This is a genomic window from Haloarcula pellucida (assembly GCF_014647235.1).
Taxonomy (GTDB): Archaea; Halobacteriota; Halobacteria; order Halobacteriales; family Haloarculaceae; genus Haloarcula; species Haloarcula pellucida.
In genome coordinates this window covers 343,875-367,816 of the sequence record NZ_BMOU01000001.1, presented here as the reverse complement: position 1 = coordinate 367,816, position 23,942 = coordinate 343,875, and the positions used below count along the sequence as shown (strand labels likewise).

29 protein-coding genes are annotated in these 23,942 nt (G+C 66.1%); 15 read left to right on the top strand and 14 right to left on the bottom strand.

Translation table 11 applies throughout. The features are described from left to right. The first annotated feature begins 89 nt into the window (after positions 1–89). Positions 90–1,244: a hypothetical protein gene (locus IEY28_RS01965; RefSeq protein WP_188994045.1), complete on the top strand. Its 1,155-nt coding sequence runs from the start codon at positions 90–92 to the stop codon at positions 1,242–1,244. A gap of 12 nt (positions 1,245–1,256) precedes the next feature. On the opposite strand, the gene IEY28_RS01960 is transcribed toward IEY28_RS01965, so the two are convergent. Further along, positions 1,257–2,624, bottom strand: coding sequence for a cryptochrome/photolyase family protein (locus tag IEY28_RS01960; RefSeq protein ID WP_188994043.1), 1,368 nt, complete (start codon positions 2,622–2,624; stop codon positions 1,257–1,259). A 385-nt stretch (positions 2,625–3,009) separates the two neighbouring features. On the opposite strand from IEY28_RS01960, the gene IEY28_RS01955 reads away from it, so the two are divergent. Beyond that, positions 3,010–3,285, top strand: coding sequence for a hypothetical protein (locus IEY28_RS01955; protein ID WP_188994041.1), 276 nt, complete (start codon positions 3,010–3,012; stop codon positions 3,283–3,285). Here the strand turns inward: IEY28_RS01955 and IEY28_RS01950 are convergent. Then, complete coding sequence (locus tag IEY28_RS01950; RefSeq protein WP_188994039.1) at positions 3,282–4,145, bottom strand: 2-oxoacid:ferredoxin oxidoreductase subunit beta; 864 nt, start codon at positions 4,143–4,145, stop codon at positions 3,282–3,284. The two genes, IEY28_RS01955 and IEY28_RS01950, sit on opposite strands and share 4 nt — an antisense overlap. Beyond that, a complete protein-coding gene (locus tag IEY28_RS01945) occupies positions 4,142–5,920 on the bottom strand; it encodes a 2-oxoacid:acceptor oxidoreductase subunit alpha (RefSeq protein WP_188994037.1) in 1,779 nt (592 codons plus the stop codon). The genes IEY28_RS01950 and IEY28_RS01945 overlap by 4 nt, the downstream gene beginning before the upstream one ends. Before the next feature lie 142 nt (positions 5,921–6,062). On the opposite strand from IEY28_RS01945, the gene IEY28_RS01940 reads away from it, so the two are divergent. Next, positions 6,063–6,698 carry an FAD-dependent oxidoreductase gene (locus tag IEY28_RS01940; RefSeq protein WP_188994035.1) on the top strand — a complete coding sequence of 212 codons (636 nt, stop codon included), beginning with the start codon at positions 6,063–6,065 and terminating at the stop codon, positions 6,696–6,698. 77 nt (positions 6,699–6,775) lie between these two features. Here IEY28_RS01940 and IEY28_RS01935 read toward each other — a convergent pair whose 3' ends face one another. Both IEY28_RS01935 and IEY28_RS01930 read right to left on the bottom strand, forming a co-directional pair. Next, complete coding sequence (locus tag IEY28_RS01935; RefSeq protein WP_188994033.1) at positions 6,776–6,970, bottom strand: hypothetical protein; 195 nt, start codon at positions 6,968–6,970, stop codon at positions 6,776–6,778. Positions 6,971–7,025: 55 nt separating this feature from the next. Next, positions 7,026–7,469 carry a pyridoxamine 5'-phosphate oxidase family protein gene (locus IEY28_RS01930; RefSeq protein WP_188994032.1) on the bottom strand — a complete coding sequence of 148 codons (444 nt, stop codon included), beginning with the start codon at positions 7,467–7,469 and terminating at the stop codon, positions 7,026–7,028. A 90-nt stretch (positions 7,470–7,559) separates the two neighbouring features. Between IEY28_RS01930 and IEY28_RS01925 the strand changes: the two genes are divergently transcribed. Then, the gene (locus tag IEY28_RS01925; protein ID WP_166969058.1) at positions 7,560–7,850 is read left to right on the top strand and encodes a transcriptional regulator; all 291 of its coding nucleotides are present in this window, start codon (positions 7,560–7,562) and stop codon (positions 7,848–7,850) included. 31 nt (positions 7,851–7,881) lie between these two features. Here the strand turns inward: IEY28_RS01925 and IEY28_RS01920 are convergent, their stop codons facing one another. Next, complete coding sequence (locus IEY28_RS01920; RefSeq protein WP_188994031.1) at positions 7,882–8,298, bottom strand: Rieske (2Fe-2S) protein; 417 nt, start codon at positions 8,296–8,298, stop codon at positions 7,882–7,884. Between the two features lie 98 nt (positions 8,299–8,396). Here IEY28_RS01920 and IEY28_RS01915 point away from each other — a divergent pair, with 98 nt between their 5' ends. Next, a complete protein-coding gene (locus IEY28_RS01915; RefSeq protein ID WP_188995717.1) occupies positions 8,397–8,573 on the top strand; it encodes a hypothetical protein in 177 nt (58 codons plus the stop codon). Between the two features lie 290 nt (positions 8,574–8,863). Beyond that, entirely contained in the window at positions 8,864–10,135 is a 1,272-nt protein-coding gene (locus IEY28_RS01910; protein ID WP_229783064.1) for an alpha-amylase domain-containing protein, read from the top strand. Positions 10,136–10,191: 56 nt separating this feature from the next. Here IEY28_RS01910 and IEY28_RS01905 read toward each other — a convergent pair whose 3' ends face one another. The 5 genes from IEY28_RS01905 to IEY28_RS01885 are packed head-to-tail and all read right to left on the bottom strand — an operon-like array spanning position 10,192 to position 14,550. After that, on the bottom strand, positions 10,192–11,064 hold the full coding sequence (locus tag IEY28_RS01905; RefSeq protein WP_188994029.1) for an aminotransferase class IV: 873 nt from the start codon (positions 11,062–11,064) through the stop codon (positions 10,192–10,194). Then, positions 11,049–11,717: an anthranilate synthase component II gene (locus IEY28_RS01900; RefSeq protein WP_188994027.1), complete on the bottom strand. Its 669-nt coding sequence runs from the start codon at positions 11,715–11,717 to the stop codon at positions 11,049–11,051. The genes IEY28_RS01905 and IEY28_RS01900 overlap by 16 nt, the downstream gene beginning before the upstream one ends. Beyond that, positions 11,714–13,186, bottom strand: coding sequence for an aminodeoxychorismate synthase, component I (gene pabB, locus IEY28_RS01895; protein ID WP_188994024.1), 1,473 nt, complete (start codon positions 13,184–13,186; stop codon positions 11,714–11,716). Before pabB ends, IEY28_RS01900 begins: the two co-directional genes overlap by 4 nt. A gap of 48 nt (positions 13,187–13,234) precedes the next feature. Continuing rightward, a complete protein-coding gene (locus IEY28_RS01890; protein ID WP_188994022.1) occupies positions 13,235–13,702 on the bottom strand; it encodes a helix-hairpin-helix domain-containing protein in 468 nt (155 codons plus the stop codon). Between the two features lie 50 nt (positions 13,703–13,752). Continuing rightward, positions 13,753–14,550 (bottom strand): shikimate dehydrogenase, encoded by a 798-nt coding sequence (locus IEY28_RS01885; protein ID WP_166969042.1) that lies wholly within the window; start codon positions 14,548–14,550, stop codon positions 13,753–13,755. 114 nt (positions 14,551–14,664) lie between these two features. Here IEY28_RS01885 and IEY28_RS01880 point away from each other — a divergent pair, with 114 nt between their 5' ends. The 7 genes from IEY28_RS01880 to IEY28_RS01850 all read left to right on the top strand — a co-directional run bounded on the left by IEY28_RS01880 (position 14,665) and on the right by IEY28_RS01850 (position 21,347). After that, positions 14,665–16,050 carry a sodium:calcium antiporter gene (locus IEY28_RS01880; protein ID WP_188994020.1) on the top strand — a complete coding sequence of 462 codons (1,386 nt, stop codon included), beginning with the start codon at positions 14,665–14,667 and terminating at the stop codon, positions 16,048–16,050. Next, positions 16,050–17,405, top strand: a complete 1,356-nt coding sequence (locus IEY28_RS01875) for a D-aminoacyl-tRNA deacylase (protein WP_188994018.1) — start codon at positions 16,050–16,052, stop codon at positions 17,403–17,405. Before IEY28_RS01880 ends, IEY28_RS01875 begins: the two co-directional genes overlap by 1 nt. Before the next feature lie 103 nt (positions 17,406–17,508). Continuing rightward, on the top strand, positions 17,509–18,669 hold the full coding sequence (gene ftsZ, locus IEY28_RS01870) for a cell division protein FtsZ (RefSeq protein WP_188994015.1): 1,161 nt from the start codon (positions 17,509–17,511) through the stop codon (positions 18,667–18,669). A 123-nt stretch (positions 18,670–18,792) separates the two neighbouring features. Beyond that, positions 18,793–20,331, top strand: coding sequence for a methyl-accepting chemotaxis protein (locus tag IEY28_RS01865; protein ID WP_188994013.1), 1,539 nt, complete (start codon positions 18,793–18,795; stop codon positions 20,329–20,331). A 69-nt stretch (positions 20,332–20,400) separates the two neighbouring features. After that, entirely contained in the window at positions 20,401–20,667 is a 267-nt protein-coding gene (locus IEY28_RS01860) for a hypothetical protein (RefSeq protein ID WP_188994010.1), read from the top strand. A gap of 58 nt (positions 20,668–20,725) precedes the next feature. Continuing rightward, complete coding sequence (locus tag IEY28_RS01855) at positions 20,726–20,905, top strand: protein translocase SEC61 complex subunit gamma (protein WP_166969032.1); 180 nt, start codon at positions 20,726–20,728, stop codon at positions 20,903–20,905. Between the two features lie 4 nt (positions 20,906–20,909). After that, entirely contained in the window at positions 20,910–21,347 is a 438-nt protein-coding gene (locus tag IEY28_RS01850; protein ID WP_166969030.1) for a transcription elongation factor Spt5, read from the top strand. 143 nt (positions 21,348–21,490) lie between these two features. On the opposite strand, the gene IEY28_RS01845 is transcribed toward IEY28_RS01850, so the two are convergent. Then, the gene (locus IEY28_RS01845; protein ID WP_166969028.1) at positions 21,491–21,781 is read right to left on the bottom strand and encodes a DUF7565 family protein; all 291 of its coding nucleotides are present in this window, start codon (positions 21,779–21,781) and stop codon (positions 21,491–21,493) included. A 101-nt stretch (positions 21,782–21,882) separates the two neighbouring features. On the opposite strand from IEY28_RS01845, the gene IEY28_RS01840 reads away from it, so the two are divergent. Further along, a complete protein-coding gene (locus tag IEY28_RS01840; RefSeq protein WP_188994008.1) occupies positions 21,883–22,644 on the top strand; it encodes a PHP domain-containing protein in 762 nt (253 codons plus the stop codon). Here IEY28_RS01840 and IEY28_RS01835 read toward each other — a convergent pair. Both IEY28_RS01835 and IEY28_RS01830 read right to left on the bottom strand, forming a co-directional pair. Then, positions 22,641–23,147, bottom strand: coding sequence for a metal-dependent hydrolase (locus IEY28_RS01835; protein ID WP_188994006.1), 507 nt, complete (start codon positions 23,145–23,147; stop codon positions 22,641–22,643). The two genes, IEY28_RS01840 and IEY28_RS01835, sit on opposite strands and share 4 nt — an antisense overlap. A gap of 37 nt (positions 23,148–23,184) precedes the next feature. Beyond that, on the bottom strand, positions 23,185–23,694 hold the full coding sequence (locus IEY28_RS01830) for a CinA family protein (RefSeq protein WP_188994004.1): 510 nt from the start codon (positions 23,692–23,694) through the stop codon (positions 23,185–23,187). Between the two features lie 80 nt (positions 23,695–23,774). On the opposite strand from IEY28_RS01830, the gene IEY28_RS01825 reads away from it, so the two are divergent. Further along, entirely contained in the window at positions 23,775–23,918 is a 144-nt protein-coding gene (locus tag IEY28_RS01825) for a hypothetical protein (protein ID WP_188994002.1), read from the top strand. Positions 23,919–23,942: the final 24 nt, after the last annotated feature.

Below are 23,942 nucleotides of genomic sequence, written 5' to 3'. Positions count from 1 at the left end.
TATCCACTGCCGACCCGAAGCAAGCGCTGCCTCTCGAAAGGGTAAAGGAGCCACCAACCACACCAGTTGCCAGACGCGGGAGACGATACATGGTTCTCAAGACAGGTGCTGGCGTACTCGCCGATAGGCCGAGGTTACCGACCGCCGTCCGGTCGGTGCTGGGGTACTACGCCGACTCGGGCGTGTTCGACTACGCTAGCCTCGCACTCAAGTCCGAAATCGACGACCGAACCGAGCGGATGATGGCCGACGTCTACGACCGCGTCGAGACCGCGCTCGAAGCGGAGTTCGGTCAGCCGGTGTCCTTTACGTACGACACCAAACTCATCCTGCCCGCACAGTTGACGCTTGGCTACGTCTACCGCGAGGCAAGACGGGAAGCCGACGGCGACCCCGTCACCGAGGAGATAGCGACCGGCGTTCCGCCCGTCGAGAGCGCGGCGCTGAGCGGCGACACGCCGGACCTCTCGCCCCGCGAGATGGTCGTCCGGGCCGAGCAGATGACCCGGCTCTCTATCGAGGCGCTCGTCGACGGCGACATGCGTGATGCCATCAACGACGACGAGTTCGAGGACTTCGAGACGGACGCGGACGTCGACCCCCGACGGGTCGCCGAGACGGCACAGGCGGCACTCCAGTCCCACCTCGACGGGCTCTTAGACGAGATGCCGTCCATCGTCGCCGACGCCTACCAGTGGGCCGTCGACTACTCCGAGGCCCATCAGGACCGGGACGAGCACTTCCGGGCACTGCTGGAAGCGGCCGAAGACGGCGACGAGGACGCACGCGAGGCCATCCGCGAGGAGTACAAGTTCGCCGACTACGAGGAGGAACCGGCGACGCTCACCGACGCCGAGAAGGACCTCCCCTACAGCAAGACCCAGTACGCCCGCGTCGGCGTCATCTACGACGGCATGCTGGACCTCTACCGGCTGGCCGGCATCGACGTCGACGACGACTTCGCGAAGGCCATCGTGCTGGCGATCATCGGCGCGCAGGTGTGGCTCGACGACGTGGACGACTACGCCGACGACCGCGCCGAGGGGCAGTTGACGCCGGTGACCGCCGAGTACGTCCTCGCGCCGGACGACCGGGCGGCGTACAACCGCGTCGTCGACGTCACCGAGCAGTATCTCGACCTCGCGAAAGCCTACGCCACCGACGCCGACTCGCCGCTGACCGGCATCGCCGTCGAGTACATCTACCGCTCGGGGGATCCGAGCGTGTTGCCCGGGCATCACTGACGCCCGACCGGACTACCGCTTACCGAGCGCCCGCTCGAACACCCGCTGGACGCGCTCGTAGGCGGCGTTTCGGTCCACGATGGGGTGTGGGTAGTCGGGCGCCAGCGTCTCGCGTTCGGCGTCGGACAGGGTCGGCCAGTCGACGAGTTTCGAGGCCGGGACCCCGCGCAGTTCCGGGACGTACTCGGTGACGTAGTCGGCGCCGTCGTCGTACTTGTGCATCTGGGCGACGGGGTCGAAGATGCGCACGTCGACGGAGTCCGTGCCGGTGGAGGCGGTCCACTGCCACCCGGCGGCGTTCGAGGCCGGGTCGTGGTCGAGAAGCCGGTCGGCGAAGTGGCGGGCACCCACCCGCCAGTCGACCAGCAGGTGTTTCGTGAGAAAGGAGGCGACGTTCTGTCGGGGGCGGTTGTGGACGTACCCCTCGCGTTCGAGCTGGCGCATCCCGGCGTCGACGAGCGGATACCCCGTCTCGCCGCGTTTCCACGCCGCGACGTGGTCGGGGTCGTTCTCCCACTCGATGGCGTTGGGGAACTGCTTGTAGTTCTCCGTCAGCAGCGTCGGAGTGTAGTACAGCAGGTGGGAGCTCTGCTCGCGCCACGAGAGTTCGTAGCGGTACTTCTGGACGTTGCGCCGGGCGTCGCCGGTGGCCGCCGCGTGGCGCTCGCTGGCGTCGCGCCACAGTTCGCGGATGCCTATCATCCCGGCGGCGAGGTACGGCGACATCCGCGAGACGGCCCCGACCGGGCGCTCGACGGCCGCCCGCATGTCGTCGCGAGTGTCGGCGTAGGTGTCGATACCGTCGGCGAGAAAGCGCTCCCAGCGCTCGCGGGCGGCCTCGTACCCCGCGTCGGGGAGGTCGATGTCGGCCTCGGGGCTGGGGACCGGCTTCTCGTCGCCCACGTCGGCGAGGGCGTCGTCGGCCACCTCGACCGGCTGGCGTTTGTCGTGGGCCTGCCAGTCGTCGTAGAAGCGGCTGTGGTTCTCGTAGCGGGCGTCGAGATCGGCAGGGTCCACGAGGACGAGGTCGGTCACCGACGCCGTCGGGAGCGCGTCGTCCACCCGGCGCTGGCGGTTACGACGCGCCGGTCGGTAGTGTTCGTTGTAGTAGACGCGGTCGGCGCCGAACTCGTCTACGACGTCGACGAGGACGTCGGCGGCCGACCCGGAGCGAACGACGAGGTCACTTCCGCGTTCGCGGTACTGCCGTTTCAGGTCACGGACGCCGCGCATGAAGAAGGCGCGCTGGCGCGTCCCGACCTTGTTCAGAACGTCCGAGTCGACGACGTAGACCGGGAGGACGGTGTCGTCGCCGGCGGCGACCGCCAGCCCCCGGTTGTCCGGGATGCGGAGGTCGCGCTGGTGCCAGAAGACGTGCATACCGGACGTAGGGCACGCCCGGGTATGGCTTCGGTCCCAACGCTGTTGGGTGTGTCACCCGTCCTCCCGGGACCAGAGCCGGGCCTCGACGATCCAAAGTTCCTCGTCCACCCGCAGGGTCAGCGTCTCGCCCCCGTGGTCGAAGGTGAGCCGAGCGTCGGCAGGCTCTCCAGGCGCGTCTCGTTCCCGAGGACGGCGAACGCCTCGTCGGGCGCCAGCGGCTCGCTGTCGTCGGACGTGTCACCGATTGCGAACTACGGGGCGGTAAATCGCAGTCACAGCGCGGTGAAACCTCCGCGGGAGTTACAGAAAGTAGCTTCGGCAAGCGAGTTTACAGAAATATCTGTCAGATTATACTTTTCTGGGCGGGCGCCCACTGTCACGTATGCGCCGTCCATTCGACGCCGGTGACCGACAGTCGCTGCACGCCCGCCCGACCCTCCGCGGGAGCGTCGGCCTCACGGTGGTGCTCGCGGCCGCGCTCGTCGCGGTCAGTCACCCGCTGCCGACGCTGGCGGTCGGAGTCGCAACTGCGGTGGCGCTGTCGACTGCCAGACTGCTGGCCGGGGGCGACGCCGGGGCGCGTCGCCCGGGCCTGTGGTTCGAGGGCCGTGCCGGCCCCGACCGACCGGACCACGACGGGGTGGACACCCCCGACTAGTAGAACTCTCGCACCAGGTCCATCGCGCCCTCGGGGGCGCCGTCGGGAATCTCGGCCATCGAGCCCTCGACGCCCTCACGCTTCTCGAAGGGCACCGAGTCCTCGTCCTGGTAGAGCACGCCCATGTACTCCTTGTCGCTCTCCAGAATCTTGTCCTTGGCCTGGTCGCGGTTGTTCGAGTCGTGGTCCGTCTCGTCTAGGTCCACGATCGTATCGCGGAAGTAGTCGTAGGTGTCGACGTCGTTGAACGTCACGCAGGGGCTATAGACGTTGACGAAGCCGAAGCCGTCGTGTTCGATGGCCTGCTGGACGATTTCGGCGTGACGCTGGGAGTTCGAGCTAAAGGACTGGGCGATGAACGTCGCGCCCGAGGCCAGCGCCAGTGCCTTCGGATTGACCGGGGGCTGTTGGGGCCCGTCGGGGGTGGTACCCGTCTCGAAGTCCTCGCGCGAGGTCGGCGAGGCCTGCCCCTTCGTCAGCCCGTAGATGCGGTTGTCCATCACGACGTAGCTCATGTCGACGTTCCGGCGCACCGCGTGAATGAAGTGGCCGGCACCGATGGAGTAGCCGTCGCCGTCGCCGCCGGCGACCATCACTTCGAGGTCGGGATTGGCCATCTTCACGCCGATGCCCACCGGCAGGGCGCGGCCGTGGACGCCGTGCAGCGCGTAGCTGTGCATGTACGTCCCGATTTTCCCGGAACAGCCGATGCCGGCGACCACGAACGTGTTGTCCGGGTCGTTGCCCGTCTCGGCCAGCGCCTTCATCATGCCGTTCATCGTCCCGAAGTCCCCACAGCCGGGACACCACGTCGGTTGCTTGTCGGACTTGAAGTCTGTGAATCGAACGTCTGAGCTCATTCTGCTTCGACCTCCGTTGTCGTGCCCGCGTCACCAGCGAGCGTCTGTTTGATCTCGTCTGCCAGTTCGTCCGCCTTGAATCGGACGCCGGTGTACTTGTTGATGCGGTCGACGCGCTCTAAGACGTCGTGTTCGACGACGTCCGCGAACTGGCCGGTGGCGTTACATTCGACGACGATGACGTCGTCGGCCGCTTCGACCTCCGCTGTGAGGTCCGGGCGCGGGAAGATGTACGGCACCGAGATGAAACGGATGTCGTAGCCGTCTTCCGCTAAGAACTCCAGTCCCTCGCGCATCGCGCCCTCGTTGGACCCCCACGAGATGACCAGCGTGTCGGCGTCTGGGTCCCCGTACTCGCGGTAGTCGAAGTCCTCCTCCTCGCGAGCGGTCTGGACCTTCCGTTCGCGCTTGTCGACCTGTTCGACGCGAACCTCGGTGTCCTCGGTCCGCCGGCCCAGTTCGTCGTGTTCGAGGCCGGTCGTCATGTGTGCGCCGTCGGTGGTGCCGGGGAACGCTCGCGGCGAGACGCCGTCGGCGGCCGGGAAGTGCGCCTGAAACCGCCCTTTCTCGTCGAGCCACGCGTCGATGTCGTCCTCGTCGACGACCTTGCCGCGTTCGACTTCGACCTCGTCCATGTCGAAGGCCTCCGGCGGGAACGTCTGCTCGGTGACCGCCATCGCGAGGTCCGAGACGAGGAAGACGGGAGTCTGGTACTTCTCGGCGAGGTTGAACGCCTCGACGGTCTTCCAGAAGCACTCGGAGATGCTCGTCGGTGCGATGACGAACCGTGGAATCTCGCCGTGGCCGCCGTACAGCGTCATGTTGAGGTCGCCCTGTTCCTGTTTGGTCGGCATCCCCGTCGAGGGACCCGAGCGCATCACGTCACAGATGACCATCGGCGTCTCGCTGGTCGCGACGAGACCGAACGTCTCGGTCATCAGGTCGATGCCCGGCCCGGAGGTAGCGGTCATGGCTCGTGCCCCGGCGCGGGCCGCACCCAGCGTCATGTTGATAGCCGAGAGTTCGTCTTCGGCCTGGACGACCTTGCCGCCGAACTGGTCGATACGGCCGGTGAGGTACTCCATCACGTCTGTGGCCGGTGTGATGGGATAGCCAGCGTAGAACCGACAGCCAGCGGCGATAGCGCCCATGCCGATGGCCTCGTCCCCGTTCAGCAGGACGTAGTCCTCGTCGGTCGTTTCGAGGTCGTAGCCGAACTCGTGGTCGAACTCCTCTTGGACGTACTCTTGGCCCATCCGGGCGGCTTTCTTGTTGTTCTCGACGATGGCCTCGCCCTTGTCGCCGAAGCGCTTCTGGAGGCTCTCGTCTAGGTTCTCGATGGGGAAGTTCGTCACTTCACAGGCCGCGCCCAGCGCGACGACGTTGAGCATGATGGCCCCACCCGCGTCCTCCGCGAGGCGCTTGAGCGGGACTTCCAGCGCCGTGGCGTCGCCGGGCACCTCGACGTCCTGCATCGTCGTTCGCTCGCCGTCGTAGATGATGACGGAGTCGTCGTGCAGTTCGTCCTCGTTCTCGTGGATGGTGCGCTCGGTCAGCGCGATGAGGATGTCGAGGCGGTCGACGACGCTCTCGACGCGGTCCACCGAGGTCCGAACCTTGTACGCGGTGTACCCGCCGCGAATCCGTGAGGCGAAGTCCTTCGACGTGAAGACGTGTCGACCGGCCCGGGAGAGCGCCTGTGCGAATATCTTCCCGGTCGAGTCGATTCCATCGCCGGCCTCCCCGCCGATGGCCCAGTTGAGGTCGTCTGGCATACTACCGCATGGGTAGCAAACCGGGGGTGAAAAGGCTTCTGTGTGTGCCCGCGCGCGTGCCTACTCGGTTTTGAAATAATGTTCGATACATCCGGCAGAATCAACCGAAATCCCCTTATCGGGCCCCGACTTCGTCGGTGATATGGACGAACGTTCACTCCCCGTCACTGCAGTCAGGTCGGTGGGCCCAGACGCCGTCGCCATCGACATCGAGACGCCGTCGGCCTTCGACGCACAACCGGGCCAGTTCGTCAAACTGACGCTCTCCGTCGACGGCGAGGACGAGTCGCGCTTCTACACCATCTCATCGCCCGACGTCGAGGACGAGTTCGAGATTACCGTCGGTATCGACCCCGAGGGGGCCGTCGCGCCGTTGCTCGCGGACCTCGAAGCCGGAGATTCGGTCCGCATCGCCGGCCCGTTCGGCTCCGACTACTACGAGGGCGAGGAGCGAGCGGTGCTACTGGCGGGTGGCCCCGGTATCGGTCCCGCCGTCGGCATCGCAGAGCGCGCGCTGGACGAGGGCAACGCGGCGGCCATCGTCTATCAGGACGCAACGCCCATCCACGAGGACCGGTTGGAGGCGCTCGAAGCGGCCGGTGCCGTCGTCCACGTACTGGACGGCGATGCGGACCTGACCGACGCCGTCGCCGACGCCGTCGGCGACGGCGGACAGGTGTTCATCTACGGGTTCGCAGACTTCCTCGACGACGCGACGGCCGCACTGGAGGCCGCCGGCGTCGACACCGACGACGCGAAGGTCGAGAACTTCGGCTGACCTCCCTTTTCAGCGCCGGAATCACGCCGCTCTCGGTCGGTCTCGCGGGTCGGAGTGCGAACGCGACGCAGTCGGTGCTACGACAGCGAGCGGCTAGCTCGGAAGCCCAGATACCCCGCGACCACGAGCAGGGCGAGGCCGGGGAGCGTGGTCGCGAAGTTGCCGTACCCGAGCCATCCCGCCGCGGTGAGAACCACGACGACGGCCGCGGCCACGAACAGCGCGGTTCGGAACTGCCGTCGTCGGACGGCGTCCATCAGGGGGCGCGTCATACTCGAACACACTCTCGCACGGATTGTAAACTTCGTGTCGGTGGCGTCGGTGTGGTCACGCCCCACGCGTCCGTCGGGTCGTCAGTTCCTCCGGTACGAGGCGGCGGAGTTCGAACGACACCTCCGACAGCGGTTGGTCGAAGACGTCGACGGCCGGAATGTCGACGTTCTGGAGGCCCGCCAGCGACCGGTCGGCCACGTCCTCGATGCGGACCGGTTCCAGTCGGCCAGTGGCGACCACGCTTCTGAACTCGCCGTCGCCACCGTCGTAGGTGACGAACGTGACGGCCCGCCCCTCCAGTCGTCCCTTCGTGCTGTCGTCACCGCTCGCGAGGCGGAAGTAGAACGTCGTCTCGCCGGGGTCGTAGCCGTAAGAGACCGGAATCGCGTGTGGTGGGGCGTCGCCGGACTCACCGAAGGCGAGGACACCGGTTCCGCCGAAGCCGAGGAGCGCGTCTCGCTCGTCGGCGTCCATCTCCACCGGCGTCGTCTCGGCCATGCCCACGTATTGTGTTGGGAAGCTAATAAATATCGGCGGGAGACGGGGTCGGGGAACAAGACCTATTGTCGACGCCTGCTAAGGTATTCCATGCGCGAGGCAAGTCGCACGACGCGCCAGCGCATCGCCGACCGATTGCGCGACGAGGCGATGGCCGCAGGGACGATCGCGAACACGTTCGAGATACAGACCAGCACCGCGCTCACGCACGTCGAACACATCGCGAAGTCACTCGACGCGACAGACGAGCAACTGCTCGTCGCGCCGCCGGAGTGCGAGCGCTGTGGCTTCACGGACTTCGACGACCTGACGAACCGACCGAGTCGGTGCCCGGAGTGTAAGTCCGAGAGCGTCGCCGAACCTGCCTATCGGATCGGATAGGCGGATCGCCGCCGGGTGGCGAAGGGCCGGCTTACTGGCCCGAAAAGCCGATGCGCCCGCGCGAAGACCGGTCGTGGTCCCCCGACGGCCCCTGCTGTTCGAACTCGTATCGGTCGTCGGTCAGGTACACCGCGCCGTCGTCGACGGCGACGGCTATCTCTTCGAGGACGGCCCCCTCACACGGCCCGAACGTGCAGGTCCCGGTGTCCGATTCGAACGTCGCGCCGTGTTTCTCACAGACCAGCTCCGCGTCCCGCATCGTTGCACCGCTGCCCTTGTCCAGACGAACGTCCGTCCAGTGAGGGCAGTAGTTCTCGAAGGCGACGACGCCGTCGGCGAGTCGCACCAGAATCGCCTCTTCGGTGTCGAACCCGTCCCGGACGGTAAAGAGGAAACTGCCGTCCTCGGGGACGTCGCTGACTGCCGCGATTCGACTGTCCTCGTCCATGCTGGGTCAGGGTAGGTGAGTCGTCGGTTTCAATTCCCCGGTCGGAAACCCGACTACGCCGCTACCCTTTATCCGCGCCTCCGCCGAACACCGCGGGCATGGGCGAGTTCGTCATCTACGGGTCCTACGGCTACACCGGGTCGCTCGTCGCGAACGCGGCGGACGACCGTGTCCTCGACGGCGACGCGCCGACCGGGTTCCAGACGCCCGCTGGGGCCAACGGCACCGATCTGATTCTGGACGTCGACGGCGTCGAGCGAGAAGACGTTGTCTGAGAGGGCGGGGAGCGAACCCGACAGCAGCCAGATTTCTCTTGGGTTGTCAACAGTCGACCATCGGTGACTCGAATGGTGCGTCGAAAACGTTCCTCACAGGCCATCTAACACGATTCAACAGTCATTTTAGTTGTGAGTTTATTACGTTTGTCTGCAAATATATTACTATTAGATGACATCCTTATCTTTAATGTTATGTAGGATTTCATCATAAGTTGTGGTTTGGCAGTCCGAACCACATTCGGCCAAGGGAAACCACGCAGATGACACGACACTTCACAAGGGGAGACGTGAACGTCTCCCGCCGTGACGTACTCAGAGGAATGGGCGCACTCGGCGCGGCAGCGACGGGTGCTTCACTAACGACTGGCGGTGCCGAGGCGGTCGGTTCCAGTGCGGTGTATCAGTACTACCACACCGACTGGAACCAGGTCAAGAGCAACCTCTCGACCATCGCAGACCAGGGCTACGACGCGATTCAGGTCCCGCCGGCACAGTACAGCCGTCTGGACCGGAGTCACCAGCAGGGGGTCACCGACCCGCCGCTGGGATATCAACCGGTCGACTTCAAGAACTTCAACAGCGTGTTCGGCACCGAAGCCGAGTACGAGGATATGGTGGCCGAGGCCCACGCACAGGGACTCGACGTCATCGCCGACGCGATCATCAACCACATGGCCGCCAACGACGACTTCCGCGGTGCGCCGGGCATCTCCTTTGCGGACCTGCCGTACTTCAGCGAGCAGGACTTCCACCCCGAGTCGTCGATAGACTACAGCGACCCAGAGTCCGTCGAGAACGGCTGGCTCGTCGGGTTGAAAGACCTCAAACAGGAGTCGTCGTACGTCCGCGGTCAGCTAAAGGACTACGTCGAGAAGTACGCGGCCCTCGGCGTCGACGGCATTCGGTGGGACGCCGCGAAACACGTCCCCGAGTGGTTCTTCAGCGACTACGCCAACCAGTGGGCAGACGACCTGGGCCTCTACAAGGTCGGCGAAGTCCTACAAGGCGGCGTGGGCTACTGTCAGGGGTACGCCGACACCGGAATGTCTGTCACGGACTACCCGCTGTACTACACGATGAAGGAGGACGTGTTCCACCAGAACGGTGATATGCGCGCCCTCGACGGCGCCGGACTGGTGAACCAGTCGCCGTTCCAGTCGCTGACCTTCGTCTCCAACCACGACAGCAGTCCGCCCCAGTACGAGAAACTGGCCTACGCGTACATCCTCACCTACGAGGGGTATCCGCGGGTCTACAGCAACCGCATCGCCGTCGACGACGGCGACATCCAGAACCTGCTGTGGATAAAGAACAACCTCGCCGGCGGTGCGACCTACACGCGCCACGTCGACCAGAACCTCTACATCTACGAGCGGGACAACAACCTGCTCGTCGGCCTCAACCGCACCGGTTCGTGGCAGAGCAAATGGGTGTACACCACCTGGACTAGCCAGCCGCTACACGACTACACCGGCAGCTCCGGCGACGTCACCACCAACGGTGACGGCTGGGTCCAGATTTCGATTCCGCCACAGGGGTGGGTCTGCTACGCGCCGTAACGCGCCGATACGCTCTCGCCGGCCGGCGGAGCGGGCCGCCGGCCACGGTTTCGTTTTCAGTAGTGTTCGGTCTCGACGCGTTCGTCGTAGAGCCGCTGGAGCAGTTTCGTCATCGGACCCGACCCGACCTCCATGCCGTCGACGGCCGCGATCGGGCGGATCTCCCACGTCGAGTTCGTGAGAAACGCCTCGTCCGCGTTCCGGACGGCGTCGAGCGAGTAGTGGCCCGTCTCCACCGGGAACTCCTCCTCGCGAGCCAGTTCCATCACGACGTCGCGGGTCACTCCCGGAAGGAGGTCCAGATCCTCACTCGGCGTCCGGAGACCGTTCTCCGTCACGAAAAAGAGGTTGCTCGTCGCCCCCTCCGCGACGTGTCCGTCGACGGTCCGCATCAGGCATTCGTCTGTGACATCGCTGTCGACGGCGGCCCGCCGGAGTTCGAGTCTGCCGAGGATGCCGTTGAGGTAGTTGTGTGTCTTCACGTCCGCCGGAATCGCCTCGCTAGGGGCCCGTCGGGTCCGCACCGTCTGGACGTCGGCCGGGCCGTCCCACACTCGCTCCCCGTCGCGGCCGCCACGGGGGAGTTCGTTGACGACGACGATCACCGTGGGGTCCACCTCGGGATCCGGCGTCAGTTTGCCGGGTTGGACCCCACGAGTTACCGAGACTTTGACGTACGCCTCGGTGAGGTCGTTCGCGTCCAGCGTCTCGTCGACACGCTCACGCAGGTCGCCGGGGACGGCGTCGGCAAACCCGAGCGTTTCGGCGGTGTGCTGGAGCCGGTCACGGTGGGCGTCCCACGCGAACGGGTCGCCGCCGTAGGCCCGTACCGTCTCGAACGCCGCGTCGCCGTACATAAACCCGCGGTCGAGCACCGATACCGTGGCCGCCTCGGCCGGAACGACCTCGCCGTCTACGTGATAGTACATAGTTGACAGAAGTTCTCGACCATCTGTTTCCCGTGGTCGGTGAGGATGCTCTCGGGGTGGAACTGGACGCCGACGTGGGGGTGGTCGCGGTGCCGCACGCCCATGACGATTTTCGCCTCGTCTTCGGTGTATGCCGTCTCTTCTAGCACGTCGGGCAAGTCGTCTCGCCGCACCGCCAGCGAGTGGTACCGGCCCACCTTCACGGGGTCGGGAACGCCCTCGAAGACCCCCTCGCCGTCGTGGGTCACGAGCGAGGACTTGCCGTGGACGACGTCGTCGGCGTGGCCCACGGTCGACCCGTTGGCCGCACATAGCGCCTGATGGCCCAGACAGACGCCGAGCGTCGGATAGCGGAGTTCGGCGAACGTCGGCATCGAGACGCCGGCCTCGTCGGGCGTCCCCGGACCGGGTGAGACGACGATACCGTCCGGGGAGCGGTCGTGTATCTCCTCGACGGTGACGGCGTCGTTGCGCCGGACGACCACGTCGTCCTCGTCACCGCCGAGTCGGCAGACCACCTCGCCGACGTACTGGACGAGGTTGTACGCAAAGGAGTCGTAGTTGTCGACGACGAGGACGGTCGGCGCGAGGTCGTCGCTCGGCGGTGTGCCCCGGCCACGCCGCCGGCCCTCGCTCCCGAGGGGGTCGCTCATCGCGACCCCTCCACGGAGAGGTGCGCCCGCCGACCGAGCGCTTCGTCGACGGCCGTGACGAGCGCCCGACCCTTGTCGAGCGTCTCGTCGTACTCGCTGTCGGGGTCCGAATCGTGGACGATGCCGGCCCCGACCCGGAGGTGGTACTCCTCGGCGTACCGCACCAGCGTGCGGATGACGATGTTCAGCGTCGCCCGGCCGTCGAAGCCGAAGATGCCGATAGAGCCGGTGTACGGGCCGCGCCGGGTCGCTTCGACCTCGTCGATTATCTCCATCGTCCGGGGCTTGGGCGCGCCGGTGATGGTCCCGCCGGGGAACACCGCCGCGATGGCGTCTTCGAGGGTCGCTCGCTCGCGCATCTCGCCGGTCACCGCCGAGACCAGATGCATCACTTCGGAGTAGCGGTCGACGCGGCGGTAGTCGGTCACCTCGACAGTGCCAAAGCGACTCACCTTCCCGAGGTCGTTTCGCTCTAAGTCGACCAGCATCGCGTGTTCGGCCCGTTCCTTCTCGTCGTCCAGCAGGTCGGCTTCGAGTCGGTCATCGGCCTCGGGAGTATCGCCGCGGGGACGGGTGCCAGCGATAGGTTCGGTCACGAGGTGGTCGCCGTCGCGGTGGAGCAGTAGTTCCGGACTGGCACTGACGAGGTCCACGCCCGGGAACTCCACGAGGGCGGAGTAGGGAGCCGGATTGACCGCCCGGAGTGCGTCGAACGCCTCGACGGGGTGGACCGCCGCCGGGGCGCTCAGTCGCTGGGAGACGTTCGCCTGAAAGGTGTCGCCGTCACGGATGTACTGTTTGACCGTCCGGACTCGCTCGGCGAACGCTTCGCGGGTGCAGTCGCTCTCGAACCGGGCGGTGTCCGTCTCCACGGGCGGGTCCCCGACGGACGGGTCGCCCTCGACGGCCTCGCGGGCGAGGTCCAGTGCGTGTTGCTTGCCGAACTCGTAGGCCAGTCCGGCACTGTCGTGGTCGTCGAGTCGGGGACAGGCGGTCACGGTGAGCGTCACCGGGCCGTCCCCGCGGGGCTCCGTCCACGCCGCGACGCGGTCGTAGGTCGCCAGCTGCAGCTGTGGGAGCGCCCGGTCGGCGACGGCGCTGTCCGACAGCGTCTCCAGTTCGCGGACGACGTCGTAGGAGAGCCAACCGATGGCACCACAGGGGTAGGGGACGTCGCAGTCGCCCCGGACCAGCGTCTCCTCGTCGAGCAGTCCGGCGAGCGTTCCGAGTGTGTCGCCCTCGTCGGGAGCCACCTCGGTGAACTCGGCCGGTGCGGTCGCGAAGTAGCCCCACCCCGACTGCCCTCCGGTGGTCGACAGATAGACGCCACCGACCGAATCGCGCGCCCGGCGATAGGCCTCGAACGGGTCGTCGACGGTGATCCGGACCGCGACGGGTATCCGGGCCGTCTCCGGCGCGTCCGCTGTGAGGCGCTCGAAGGTGTCCCGGTCGGTCTCGACCGTTGGCATTACGCAGAGAGAACAGGTGCGAGAGTAATTCGCTTGCGGTTCGGGCAGTCAGTACGCCCGGGCCCGTTCGATCCAGCCCTCGACTCGGCTCTCTGAGAGGTCCGTCTCGGCCGCGATCTCGGCGGCGTCGGCCGCGGCGAGTTCGCCGACCGTCTCGATGTCGAGCCCCGAGAGGCGTTTCGCGTACGCCGGGCCGATGCCCTTGATCTCGGTGACCGGGTCGTCGCTCCCTTCGGGCACCGCGGGTTCTGGCTCTTCATCGGCGTCGTCCGTCGCGTCCGGTTCGGCTTCGGGAACTGTCGCGTCGACGTCCGCTGCCGTCTCGTCGGATTCGGCCGCCCCGACATCTGATTCGCGCTCGGTCGTCGCCGTCTCGGTCCCTTTGACCGCGTCTTCGCTCTCAGTAGATGGTTCGCGCTCGACAGTGACGTCTACGTCACTAGACGACCCCGCCGCAGACGTAGATTCTGCCTCGTCGAGTCCGAGTGCAGATTTCAGTTTCTGAAGGAGACCCATATCCGGTCATACTGCCCCCCGGCACTAATCTCTTGCTGGTACGCTATCGGTTACAGGCCGCTTCGTAACGCCTCGTTCATGGGGTCGACCGGGGCGTCTTCGCCGGTCCACAGTTCGAACGCCTCGACACCTTGATACAGTAACATCCACGCGCCGTCGACAGTCGTCGCACCGACGGCGGCCGCCTCCCGCAACAGACGCGTCTCGATGGGCGAGTACACTGCATCGAGAACCGCGAGGTCGGGCGTGAGTGCCGACTTCGGCACCGGCGTCTCGTCCTCGTCCATCCCGACGCTGGTGCAGTTGACGAGGACGTCGGCGTCGGCGAGCAGCGCATCGAAGTCACCGAGTCCGTGGCCGGTGGCGTTCGGAACCTCGTCCGCCAGCGCGTGGGCCTTCGACGCCGTGCGGTTGGCGATGCGGACCGACATCCCCTCGTCTGCGAGGCCGAAGGCGACGGCGCGACCGGCCCCGCCGGCACCGACGACGACGGCCGTTCCCGATAGCTCGACCCCGTGGTGGTCGAGCGCCCGGACCGCACCGACGGCGTCCGTGTTGTACCCCCGCGGCGTCTCGCCGGAGAAGTCGACGGTGTTGACTGCACCGATACGTGCTGCCAACGGGTCCGGGTCGACGGCGTCGAGTACGTCTTGTTTGAACGGAATCGTGACGTTCAGTCCGGCGACGCCGAGTTTGTCGGCTGCCTCGACGGCGGCGGCGCCCTCGTCCGCCGGCGGTTCGAAGGTGACGTACTTCGCGTCCAGTCCGAGTGCCTCGTACCCCGCCTCGTGCATCGGCGGCGACAGCGAGTGCCCGACCGGATTGCCGATGAGACCGTAGACGTCCATACACCCGCCAGCGCGCGCCTCGGATATGAACGCCACGCTCCCGCCCCGCCAGGAGTTCGGTGGTCGTCCGGGCTTTCGCAAGTTTTTCACGCTGACCTGTGCTGTCCTCACTTAGTGAGTCGTCTACGTCACCCCCTGGTACAGGTCGCCCTCGCGGTGTCACTGACCGCCGGATGGGTCAGTGCCGGCCTCCTCGGCGTCGGCCTCGGCACCGTCGCGACCGTCGCTGTGAGTGGACTGGCCGTGCTCGGTGCCTCCTTCCTGCTGGCGTGGGGTGCGGAGACGGCAGAGAAGGACGTCCCCCGTGCGTTCGCCATCGCCGTCCTCGCGGTTCTGGCCGTCGCGCCGGAGTACGCCGTCGACGCGCTGTTCGCGTGGAACGCGGGGGCCGGCGGGGCGACGACGGAGGCGTGTGCCAGACTCTCGGCGGCCGCCATCGAGGCCGGCGAGACGCCCCTCGCGCGGGCCTGTCACGACGCCAACCTCGCGATCGCGAACATGACCGGCGCCAACCGCATCCTCATCGGTATCGGGTGGGCGGGCATCGCCGTCTTCACCATCCTCCGGTCCACGTCGACGCAGGACCCTGCCGTCGAGAAGCGAGACGGCTTCCTGGCCGACGTGGTCCAGCTCGACACGGACATCGCGACGGAGATCGCGTTCCTGCTGGTCGCCACCGCGTGGGCGTTCGCCGTACCGCTGGGCGGCGGCATCGGTGCGCTGGACACGCTGTTCCTCGTGGGACTGTACGTGGCCTACATCGGCCTCGTCCTCAAGTCCGACATCGAGGCACACGACCACACCGTCGGCGTTCCGAAGTACTTCCAGAAGTGGTCGCTGCCGTGGCGGCCGCTGGTCGTCCTCGTGCTCTTTGGCTACTCCGGGGCGATGATATTCACCGCCGTCGAGCCGTTCGCCCACGGGCTAGAGGAGATCGGCCTCCAGATCGGCGTCCCCTCCTTTTTCATGATCCAGTGGATCGCGCCGCTGGCGAGCGAGTCGCCGGAACTCATCGTCGTCGCCGTCCTCGTCAACAAGGCCCGGTCGACGGCGGGGTTCAACGCGCTCATCTCCTCGAAACTCAACCAGTGGACGCTGCTCATCGGGACCATCGCGGTCATCTACTCCATCGCGCTGGGCCGGTACGGCGTCCTCCCGTTCGACGCTCGACAGGCCGCGGAGATATGGATTACCGCCGGTCAGTCGTTCTTCGCGCTGGCACTCCTCTGTAACTTCGAGATATCCATCCGCGAGGCCGTCGTGCTGTTCGCCCTGTTCATCAGTCAGGTGCTCGTCGAGTTCGCGCTCATCCAGGACTACCTGGTCCTGCCGATAACGAGCCACGACCTCCTGCTGGGATACACGGCGCTGTACATCGTCGCCGGCGTCGTCCTGTTCGCCCTGCGGTGGCAGTCGTTGAAACACCTCCTCGGACTGGCCGGTGACGCCTTCCGGACCGCGCTGGGCAACGACCCGGTCCACATGGACAAAGCCGACTGATGCTCGCTATCGTCGTCTCCCGGGCCGACGAAGCGTCGACGCACATCGGCGAGCACCTCCTCGAACTCGCGCCGTGGACCGAGACGACCGACGAGGACCGGGCGGACGGCGAGGGCGGCGGGACCGTCTACCGGACGGACGGGGCCGAACTCCGCGAGTTCGACGCGCTCCACCTCGAACTCGACGGCGTCGCAGACGCCTTCGACGACCCGGACTGTCTCGTGTTCGCCTCCCGGCACGCCGGCGAGACGGACGAGTTGCTGACCGCCCACCACGCGGGGAACTTCGGCGCGGCGGAGTTCGGCGGCGAGGGCGGCCACTTCGCCCGCGCGTGTCCCAGCACACACCGCGCCGTCGTCCACGCGCTGACCGACCACGCCCCCGAGGAGTACGAGGTGGGCATGGAGTGTACACATCACGGCCCGACCGAGGTGGGCGTGCCGTCGATGTTCGTCGAAGTCGGGAGCGCCGAACCGCAGTGGCGAGACCCAGACGCCGCCCGCGCCGTGGCACAGGCTATCCTCGACATCCGCGGCGTCCCAGCAGACGCTCCGAGGGAGAACGGCACCCGTCGACACCTCGTTGGCTTCGGCGGCGGCCACTACGCGCCCCGGTTCGAGCGCGTGATCCGCGAGACGGACTGGTCGGTCGGCCACGTCGCGGCGGACTGGTCGCTGGACGCACTCGAGGCGTGGGCCGACGACGAGACTGAGCGTGCCGCAGTTCTCGACAGGGCTTTCGACGCCAGTGTCGCCGACTACGCGCTGCTGGAAGACGACCGGCCGGCCCTCGTCGAGACGCTGACGGCGCTGGGTTACCGTGTCGTCGACGAGACGTTCGTCCGGGAGACCAGCGGCGTCCCGCTCGACCTCGTCGAGGCGCTCGAAGCGGCGGTGACACCCGTCGGTGGCGGCCTCCGCTTTGGCGACCCGGCGACGGAGTACGCCGGCGAGTGGACCGTGGTCGAACTCCCCGGAGACCTGCTCTCGGAGGCCACCGGAATCGACGAGGCGGCGGTCCGATCGTGGCTCGACGGTCACGCGCTCGCGTTCGACACCGAACAGAACGGGACCGTCGTCACCGGCCCCGTCGTGTTGCCCGCCGACCGCTCGCACGACGACGTCGTCACGGTGCTTGCCGACGTCCTCCGCCAGCGCTACGACAGTGTCGAACGCGACGGCGAGCAGCTAGTCGCTCGGGAGGAACGGTTCGATCCCGACCTCGCACGCACCGCGGGCGTTCCGGAAGGGCCGAAGTTCGGAAAACTCTCTGCGGGCAAGCCGGTGGAAGTCGATGGTGAAGAGATCGGCCCCGAACGGTTCCAACGTGAACGTATACGCCGATTTACGTTGTAGAAAACGGCCCGCAAAACGCCCGAAGGCGGCGACCAAATCGTCAGACGAGTGTCAGACGCAGGGGGAAAACTAATGAGTGTTCGTCTGTAACGGGGATTTAAATATGGACTCGATTATCGACGACGCCATCGACGAGGCCGAGGAGGAACAGGACGTGGCCTCCGACGGCGAGACGGCGACCGAGACGACGCCGAGCAGAGAAGAGATGTCGACTTCGGGAACGATGACCGACGACGAACTCGCGAGCGTCGTCAAGGACCTCGAAACGAAGATCACAGTGGTGGGGTGTGGCGGTGCCGGCGGCAACACCGTCACCCGGATGATGGAAGAGGGAATCCACGGGGCGAAACTCGTCGCCGCGAACACCGACGCCCAGCACCTCGCCGACGAGGTGAAAGCCGACACGAAGATTCTCATCGGCCGCAAGCGCACCGGTGGTCGCGGTGCCGGCTCGGTCCCGAAGATCGGCGAGGAGGCCGCACAGGAAGACATCGAGGACATCCAGCAGTCTATCGACGGTTCTGACATGGTGTTCGTCACCGCCGGTCTCGGCGGCGGGACCGGGACCGGGTCCGCCCCCGTCATCGCACAGGCCGCACAGGAGGCCGGTGCCCTCACTATCTCTATCGTCACTATCCCCTTCACTGCGGAAGGCGAGCGCCGGCGGGCCAACGCCGACGCGGGCCTCGAACGCCTGCGTGCGGTCTCGGATACAGTCATCGTCGTCCCGAACGACCGACTGCTCGACTACGCGCCGTCGATGCCCCTGCAAGACGCGTTCAAGATCTGTGACCGCGTCCTGATGCGCTCGGTCAAGGGCATGACCGAACTCATCACCAAGCCCGGCCTCGTCAACGTCGACTTCGCCGACGTTCGCACCATCATGGAGAACGGCGGCGTCGCGATGATCGGTCTCGGCGAGTCCGACTCCGAGAACAAGGCCCAGGACTCCATCCGTTCGGCGCTTCGCTCGCCGCTTCTGGACGTCGAATTCGACGGTGCGAACTCTGCGCTCGTCAACGTCGTCGGCGGCCCCGACATGAGTATCGAGGAAGCCGAAGGCGTCGTCGAGGAGATCTACGACCGCATCGACCCCGACGCCCGCATCATCTGGGGCGCCTCCATCAACAACGACTTCGAGGGCAAGATGGAGACGATGATCGTCGTCACCGGCGTCGAGTCCCCGCAGATCTACGGCCAGAGCGAGGCCGAACAGGAGAAGGCCGCCCAGCAACTCGGCGACGACATCGACTACGTCGACTGAGTGGACCCGTCACGGGCGGCGCTGTTTTCGCCGTAGTCGGTCCGCTATCGAACGACCTACTCGGCGTCTTGTCGGTAATTAAAGATAAGTATTATACGAGTACATCTGGGTTTGTTCAAATATATGGGAACAGGTCGGTCGGCATCTCACGAACAATCGGACGCGGAAGTCGGCACAGACGAGACACGAGTCACCGGTGGCGGGACAGCCGGCGGCCCACTGGACTACCGGCTCATTCTGGACCACGTCGATACCCCGATTTTCGTCCTCGACGGCGACGGCGACATCACGCACTGGAACAGCTCTATCGCGGCGCTGACCGGTGAATCACAGGCCGAGGCTGTCGAACTCGCCGAGGAACACGGCGTCGTCGGGCCGGCGTTCTACCACGACGGACGCCGGTCGATGACCCTCGCGGAGAAGGTCATCGAAGCACCCGAATCCGCCGACGAGGAGTACGGCGTCCCGCGGGTCGAAGACGTCGACTACACGCTCTACGCCGACCAGAGCGTGATGAAGGACGCCCGCGGGGAGGACCGCCACATCCGGTTCAGCGCGGCCCCGATGTACGACGAGGACGGCACGCTCACCGGCGTCGTCGAGATGATACAGGACCGGACCGAGGACGCACGCCGGCAGGACCAACTCCGGGGGATGGTCGCGGAACTGCAGGGGACGATGGCCGACATCGAAGCCGGAAACCTGCAGGCCCGCGCGTCCGTCACCGAGACCGACTACGTCGACGACGAACTGCTCGACGTCGTCGACTCGCTCAACCAGATGGCCCAGCGACTGGACGACATCGTCACCGACGTCGCCGGACGGACCGACAGCCTCCACGACTCCGTCGAGTCGGTCGCGGACAGCAGCCAGCGGGTCTCCGAACTGTCGACGGAGCAGTCCGAGACGCTCGCGACCGTCAGTCAGGAGGTCGAATCGCTCTCGGCCACCATAGAGGAGATAGCCTCGACGAGCGACGAGGTCGCCTCGACGGCGCGGAACGCAGACGACGCCGCTACGGAGGTCCAGAAGACCGCAGAGGAGACGGAACGGGTCATGCAGGACGTCGGCGAATCCACAGACCGGGTCGCCGACGACGTGTCCGCACTCCGTGACCGGGTCGACGAGATAGACGAAATCGTCGCCGTCATCGACGACATCGCCGACGAGACGAACATGCTGGCGCTGAACGCCTCCATCGAGGCCGCACGCGCCGGTGAGGCCGGCGAGGGGTTCGCCGTCGTCGCCGACGAGGTCAAGGGCCTCGCCGAGGAGTCCCAAGAGCGAGCGTCCGAGATCGAGGCGATGGTCGGGCGAATCAAGGCCGACACGCAGGACACCGTCGAGAACCTCGAAGAGACGAACGAACAGGTCAAGCGTGGTATCGAACAGGTCGAGAACTCGACCGAGGCGCTGACCGACATCGTCGCCGCTATCGAGGAGACGGCGAGCGGCATCGAACAGGTCTCGGAGGCCACCGACGACCAGGCCGCGAGCACCGAGGAGATAGCGAGCATGCTGGACGAAGTCGTGCGCCGGGCGGAGGAAGTCTCGACCGAGATGCAGGACGCCGCGGCCAACACGCGCGAGCAGACCAGACAGGTCGAAGAGATAAACGAGACAGTCAGTCGTCTGTCCGACGGACAGTCGACGAGCCGCTGACTCGGTCGACCGTCGGTTCCTAACTCGTTAGGTATCCAAGCGAGGTTCGACGACCGTGTAGTACTGTGTATGACCGAAACCGGCACAGACGACGGTACCGACGTCGGCGACGCGCTATCGGCGCTCGGCGACTCGATGGAGCGACTCAGCACCAACACCACTGGTCTCGGAGATGCCGTCGAGCGGTTGCAGGCCTCCACGCAACGGCTGAGCGCTCAGCAGTCCGCCATCGCCGAGCGGATGACCGAGACTGCCGACACGCTCGGTCGGGACGACACGGCCCGACAGCCGTCGTCGAGGCGTTCGCACGGTCGGTCGGCGGTTGCGGACGACTGACACCCGCAGGCCGTCGCGCACCACAATATAGAAAAGCCACCAGTGGGTACGCCTCGGTATGGACGTCCCGTACGACCTCACCTCCTACGTTCGCGTACTCAAACTGGCGAGTACGCCGTCCTGGGAGGAGTTCTCGCAGATCGCAAAGATTGCCGGTGCCGGCATCATGCTCGTCGGCCTCGTCGGCTTCATCATCTTCGCCATAATGACCTTCGTCCCCGGCAGCAAACCGGTGTAAACAGATGGGTATCTACGCAGTCAAGACGACGGCGAGCCAGGAACGCACCGTCGCGGACATGATCATCAACCGCGAGGAACCGGACATCCACGCGGCGCTGGCCCCGGACTCGCTGACGAGTTACGTGATGGTCGAGGCCGACGACCACGCCGTCTTCGACCGTATCTTAGACGAGATTCCACACGCCAACGGCGTCGTGCAAGGCGAGTCCTCCATCGCGGAGGTCGAACACTTCCTCTCGCCGAAACCCGACGTCGAGGGTATCGCCGAAGGGGACATCGTCGAACTCATCGCCGGGCCGTTCAAAGGCGAGAAGGCCCAGGTCCAGCGTATCGACGAGGGCAAGGACCAGGTCACTGTCGAACTGTACGAGGCGACGGTCCCGATTCCGGTCACCGTGCGTGGTGACCAGATTCGCGTCCTCGACTCCGAGGAGCGGTAAGCGAACGTCCGGCGGCGACGCCGCCGGGTCACTGTCGACGAGCGACGCGAGTCAGCGGCGGTTGTTCCAGCGTTTTTGCGAGAAGGGCTCCAAACAGACCGTCGAAGGCGGCCGAGGAAACCCGACAGAATACAAATCGGTCGTTAGCCTTCGAGTCGGTCGATGACCTCGCTCATGTCGGCCGTGGCCTCGACGGATTCCTTGATGTTCTCACGGCGGCGGACCTCCGCGGCAGAGGCGTCGTAGGCGCGGACGTACTCCGCGCGTGAGTGTTCGTCGAAGGCGTGCTTGATGGCGAAGTAGCCGTCGGGGACGACGGTCCCACACACCTTACACGAGACGCGGTCGTGTTCGGTCGATTGGTGGACGATGAGGTCTTCGACGCGGTCGAACTGGCTGTCGTCGCCCTCGATAGCGCACTCCCAGCGTGGCATTGCTGAGAGGCAGGCCGTGCGACACCAAAAGCGTTCGCCACGACGACGGGCGACTCCGGTAAATGGAAACCTCTAATTGTGACACCGGGATAGCGAAAGCCGTGACGAGTGAGGGGTTCCACGTCGACCTACACGTCAAGATTCTGGACGAGCGTGTCGTCCAGCGAGCGAAGGCACGGGGACTCGACGCCCTCGTGTACGCCCCACACTTCACGCGGTTGCCGGACATCCGTGCGAAAGCCGAACGGTTCTCCGACGACGAGTTGACCGTCATCCCGGGTCGAGAGCTGTTTACGGGGACGTGGCAGCGTCGCCGGCACGTCCTCGCCGTCGGCCTCGACGAGCAGGTCCCGGACTTTCTGACCCTCGACGGGACGATGGCCGAGCTAGAGCGACAGGACGCCGCCGTCTTGGTCCCGCATCCCGGGTTCCTGAGCGTGAGCCTCGGCATCGAGGAACTGCGGACGTACGCCAGTGTCATCGACGCCGTGGAAGTGTACAACCCGAAACACCTCCCACACCACAACCGGCGTGCGCGGCGGTTCGCCCGCGAGACGGACCTGCCGACGTTCGCCTCCTCGTACGCGCACCTCCACGGGAGCATCGGCGAGGCGTGGACGGCGTTCGACGAGGCCTTGCAGACGGCCGACGGATTGGCACGGGCCCTGCGAGACGAGGTCCCACGCCGAATCGTCCACCGCGACGGTCTGCGCCACACGCTCCGCCGCGGGCTGGAGTTCGCACACTTAGGGTACGAGAACAGTTGGGAGAAGTTCGACCGGGTGATGTTGCAGGGGACGGCACCGACCCACCCGGACCACGTCGCCTACGACGGGAAGTTCGACGACATCAAGGTGTACTAGGCGACGAGCGCCGTGCTCTCGGCGAGCGCCCGTGTCACTTCCGGCGGGAGGTACTGCGGCAGGACGTGGACCAGTACCGCGATAGCCGCGAGCTCGAAGACGGTGATGGCCACCGTGACTATCTCGGCCCGGTCGCTAGACGTCGTGACGCCGGACGGGAAGCCGTACTCCGTGTCCGAGAGCGGGTAGAACAGGGCGATACCCCGCCGCGACCCCAGATAGTCGAGGACGTAGTGGGTCAGCACGCCGAGCCACACCCACTGGAGGTTTCCGCCGTGGTAGATTGGGTGTGCGAGAAAGAGTAGCAGGACCGGGAGGTTGTGCAGCGTCTTCCGGTGTTTGCCGAAAGCCGTGTCGACGTCGGGAAACAGCGCTCCCAGCACCACCGGGAGGAACACCTCCGCGATGGTCGCGAACGTCGAGACGTCCCCGGAGGGGTCGAGGACGTACCCCAGCCCGATGCTCAGCAGGACCGCGTTCAGAACGTGCCCGCGTTTATTCATCTACGCGGTCCGATGGCCGGCCGTCCGATAGGTTTTGCTACTCCTCCTGTGTGGCGGCTAACAGGTCCGTGAGCGCCTGTCTGGCGATACGGTGTTTGACCTCGGTTCGTGACCCGTCGAACTCGTAGTGAGCGACTGTACAGTCGGAGTCGTTCGTCTCCCACGGCGCGGCGTGCGCGACGGCGATGTAGACGGTGCCGACCGGCGTCTCCGGAGAGCCACCGGTGGGACCGGCGACGCCCGTCGTCGCGACGCCCCAGTCGGCCCCCGCGGTGTCTCTGACCGCTTGGGCCATCTCGCGGGCGACGGGTTCGGAGACAGCACCGTGGGCGTCGAGTGCCTCGCGAGAGACGGCCAGCAGTTCCTGTTTCGCGCGATAGGAGTACGAGACGATGGAGCGGTCGAAGTAGTCGCTAGAGCCCGGAACGTCGGTCAACAGCGACCCGACGAGGCCGCCGGTGCAGGACTCGGCGACGGCGACTGTCTCCTCTCGGTCCCGGAGTACGTCGCCGACGCGCTCCTCGATAGGTGTCTCGTCGTCGGTCATAGCCGGTCGTTGTACGCGGCCGGGAATAAGCGTTCAGTCGTCGGCCCCGAACCTTTCTGTCTCTGTCACCAACACGTCGTATGGCCTACCAGACCACGCTCGGTTGGTCGCTCGTCTCCTCCGGTATCGTGACGCTCGTCCTCGGGTTCCTGCCCGGGTCGGACCTCCTGTGGGGGTTGTTGCTCCTCGCGCTCGGCGTGCTGACCCTCTACGTCAGGCAGTAACGGAAAGAAAGACGGCCGCGGAGC

Coding starts and splice junctions, on each gene's coding strand:
- IEY28_RS01965 (WP_188994045.1), top strand. CDS start 90: ATGGTTCTCAAGACAGGTGCTGGCGTACTCGCCGATAGGCCGAGGTTA.
- IEY28_RS01925 (WP_166969058.1), top strand. CDS start 7,560: ATGCGCGAGGCAAGTCGCACGACGCGCCAGCGCATCGCCGACCGATTG.
- IEY28_RS01950 (WP_188994039.1), bottom strand. CDS start 4,145: ATGAGCTCAGACGTTCGATTCACAGACTTCAAGTCCGACAAGCAACCG.
- IEY28_RS01940 (WP_188994035.1), top strand. CDS start 6,063: ATGGACGAACGTTCACTCCCCGTCACTGCAGTCAGGTCGGTGGGCCCA.
- IEY28_RS01920 (WP_188994031.1), bottom strand. CDS start 8,298: ATGGACGAGGACAGTCGAATCGCGGCAGTCAGCGACGTCCCCGAGGAC.
- IEY28_RS01915 (WP_188995717.1), top strand. CDS start 8,397: ATGGGCGAGTTCGTCATCTACGGGTCCTACGGCTACACCGGGTCGCTC.
- IEY28_RS01830 (WP_188994004.1), bottom strand. CDS start 23,694: ATGACCGACGACGAGACACCTATCGAGGAGCGCGTCGGCGACGTACTC.
- IEY28_RS01930 (WP_188994032.1), bottom strand. CDS start 7,469: ATGGCCGAGACGACGCCGGTGGAGATGGACGCCGACGAGCGAGACGCG.
- IEY28_RS01850 (WP_166969030.1), top strand. CDS start 20,910: ATGGGTATCTACGCAGTCAAGACGACGGCGAGCCAGGAACGCACCGTC.
- IEY28_RS01875 (WP_188994018.1), top strand. CDS start 16,050: ATGCTCGCTATCGTCGTCTCCCGGGCCGACGAAGCGTCGACGCACATC.
- IEY28_RS01845 (WP_166969028.1), bottom strand. CDS start 21,781: ATGCCACGCTGGGAGTGCGCTATCGAGGGCGACGACAGCCAGTTCGAC.
- IEY28_RS01885 (WP_166969042.1), bottom strand. CDS start 14,550: ATGGACGTCTACGGTCTCATCGGCAATCCGGTCGGGCACTCGCTGTCG.
- IEY28_RS01890 (WP_188994022.1), bottom strand. CDS start 13,702: ATGGGTCTCCTTCAGAAACTGAAATCTGCACTCGGACTCGACGAGGCA.
- IEY28_RS01905 (WP_188994029.1), bottom strand. CDS start 11,064: ATGTACTATCACGTAGACGGCGAGGTCGTTCCGGCCGAGGCGGCCACG.
- IEY28_RS01960 (WP_188994043.1), bottom strand. CDS start 2,624: ATGCACGTCTTCTGGCACCAGCGCGACCTCCGCATCCCGGACAACCGG.
- IEY28_RS01945 (WP_188994037.1), bottom strand. CDS start 5,920: ATGCCAGACGACCTCAACTGGGCCATCGGCGGGGAGGCCGGCGATGGA.
- IEY28_RS01935 (WP_188994033.1), bottom strand. CDS start 6,970: ATGACGCGCCCCCTGATGGACGCCGTCCGACGACGGCAGTTCCGAACC.
- pabB (WP_188994024.1), bottom strand. CDS start 13,186: ATGCCAACGGTCGAGACCGACCGGGACACCTTCGAGCGCCTCACAGCG.
- ftsZ (WP_188994015.1), top strand. CDS start 17,509: ATGGACTCGATTATCGACGACGCCATCGACGAGGCCGAGGAGGAACAG.
- IEY28_RS01955 (WP_188994041.1), top strand. CDS start 3,010: ATGCGCCGTCCATTCGACGCCGGTGACCGACAGTCGCTGCACGCCCGC.
- IEY28_RS01835 (WP_188994006.1), bottom strand. CDS start 23,147: ATGAATAAACGCGGGCACGTTCTGAACGCGGTCCTGCTGAGCATCGGG.
- IEY28_RS01855 (WP_166969032.1), top strand. CDS start 20,726: ATGGACGTCCCGTACGACCTCACCTCCTACGTTCGCGTACTCAAACTG.
- IEY28_RS01900 (WP_188994027.1), bottom strand. CDS start 11,717: ATGAGCGACCCCCTCGGGAGCGAGGGCCGGCGGCGTGGCCGGGGCACA.
- IEY28_RS01865 (WP_188994013.1), top strand. CDS start 18,793: ATGGGAACAGGTCGGTCGGCATCTCACGAACAATCGGACGCGGAAGTC.
- IEY28_RS01860 (WP_188994010.1), top strand. CDS start 20,401: ATGACCGAAACCGGCACAGACGACGGTACCGACGTCGGCGACGCGCTA.
- IEY28_RS01825 (WP_188994002.1), top strand. CDS start 23,775: ATGGCCTACCAGACCACGCTCGGTTGGTCGCTCGTCTCCTCCGGTATC.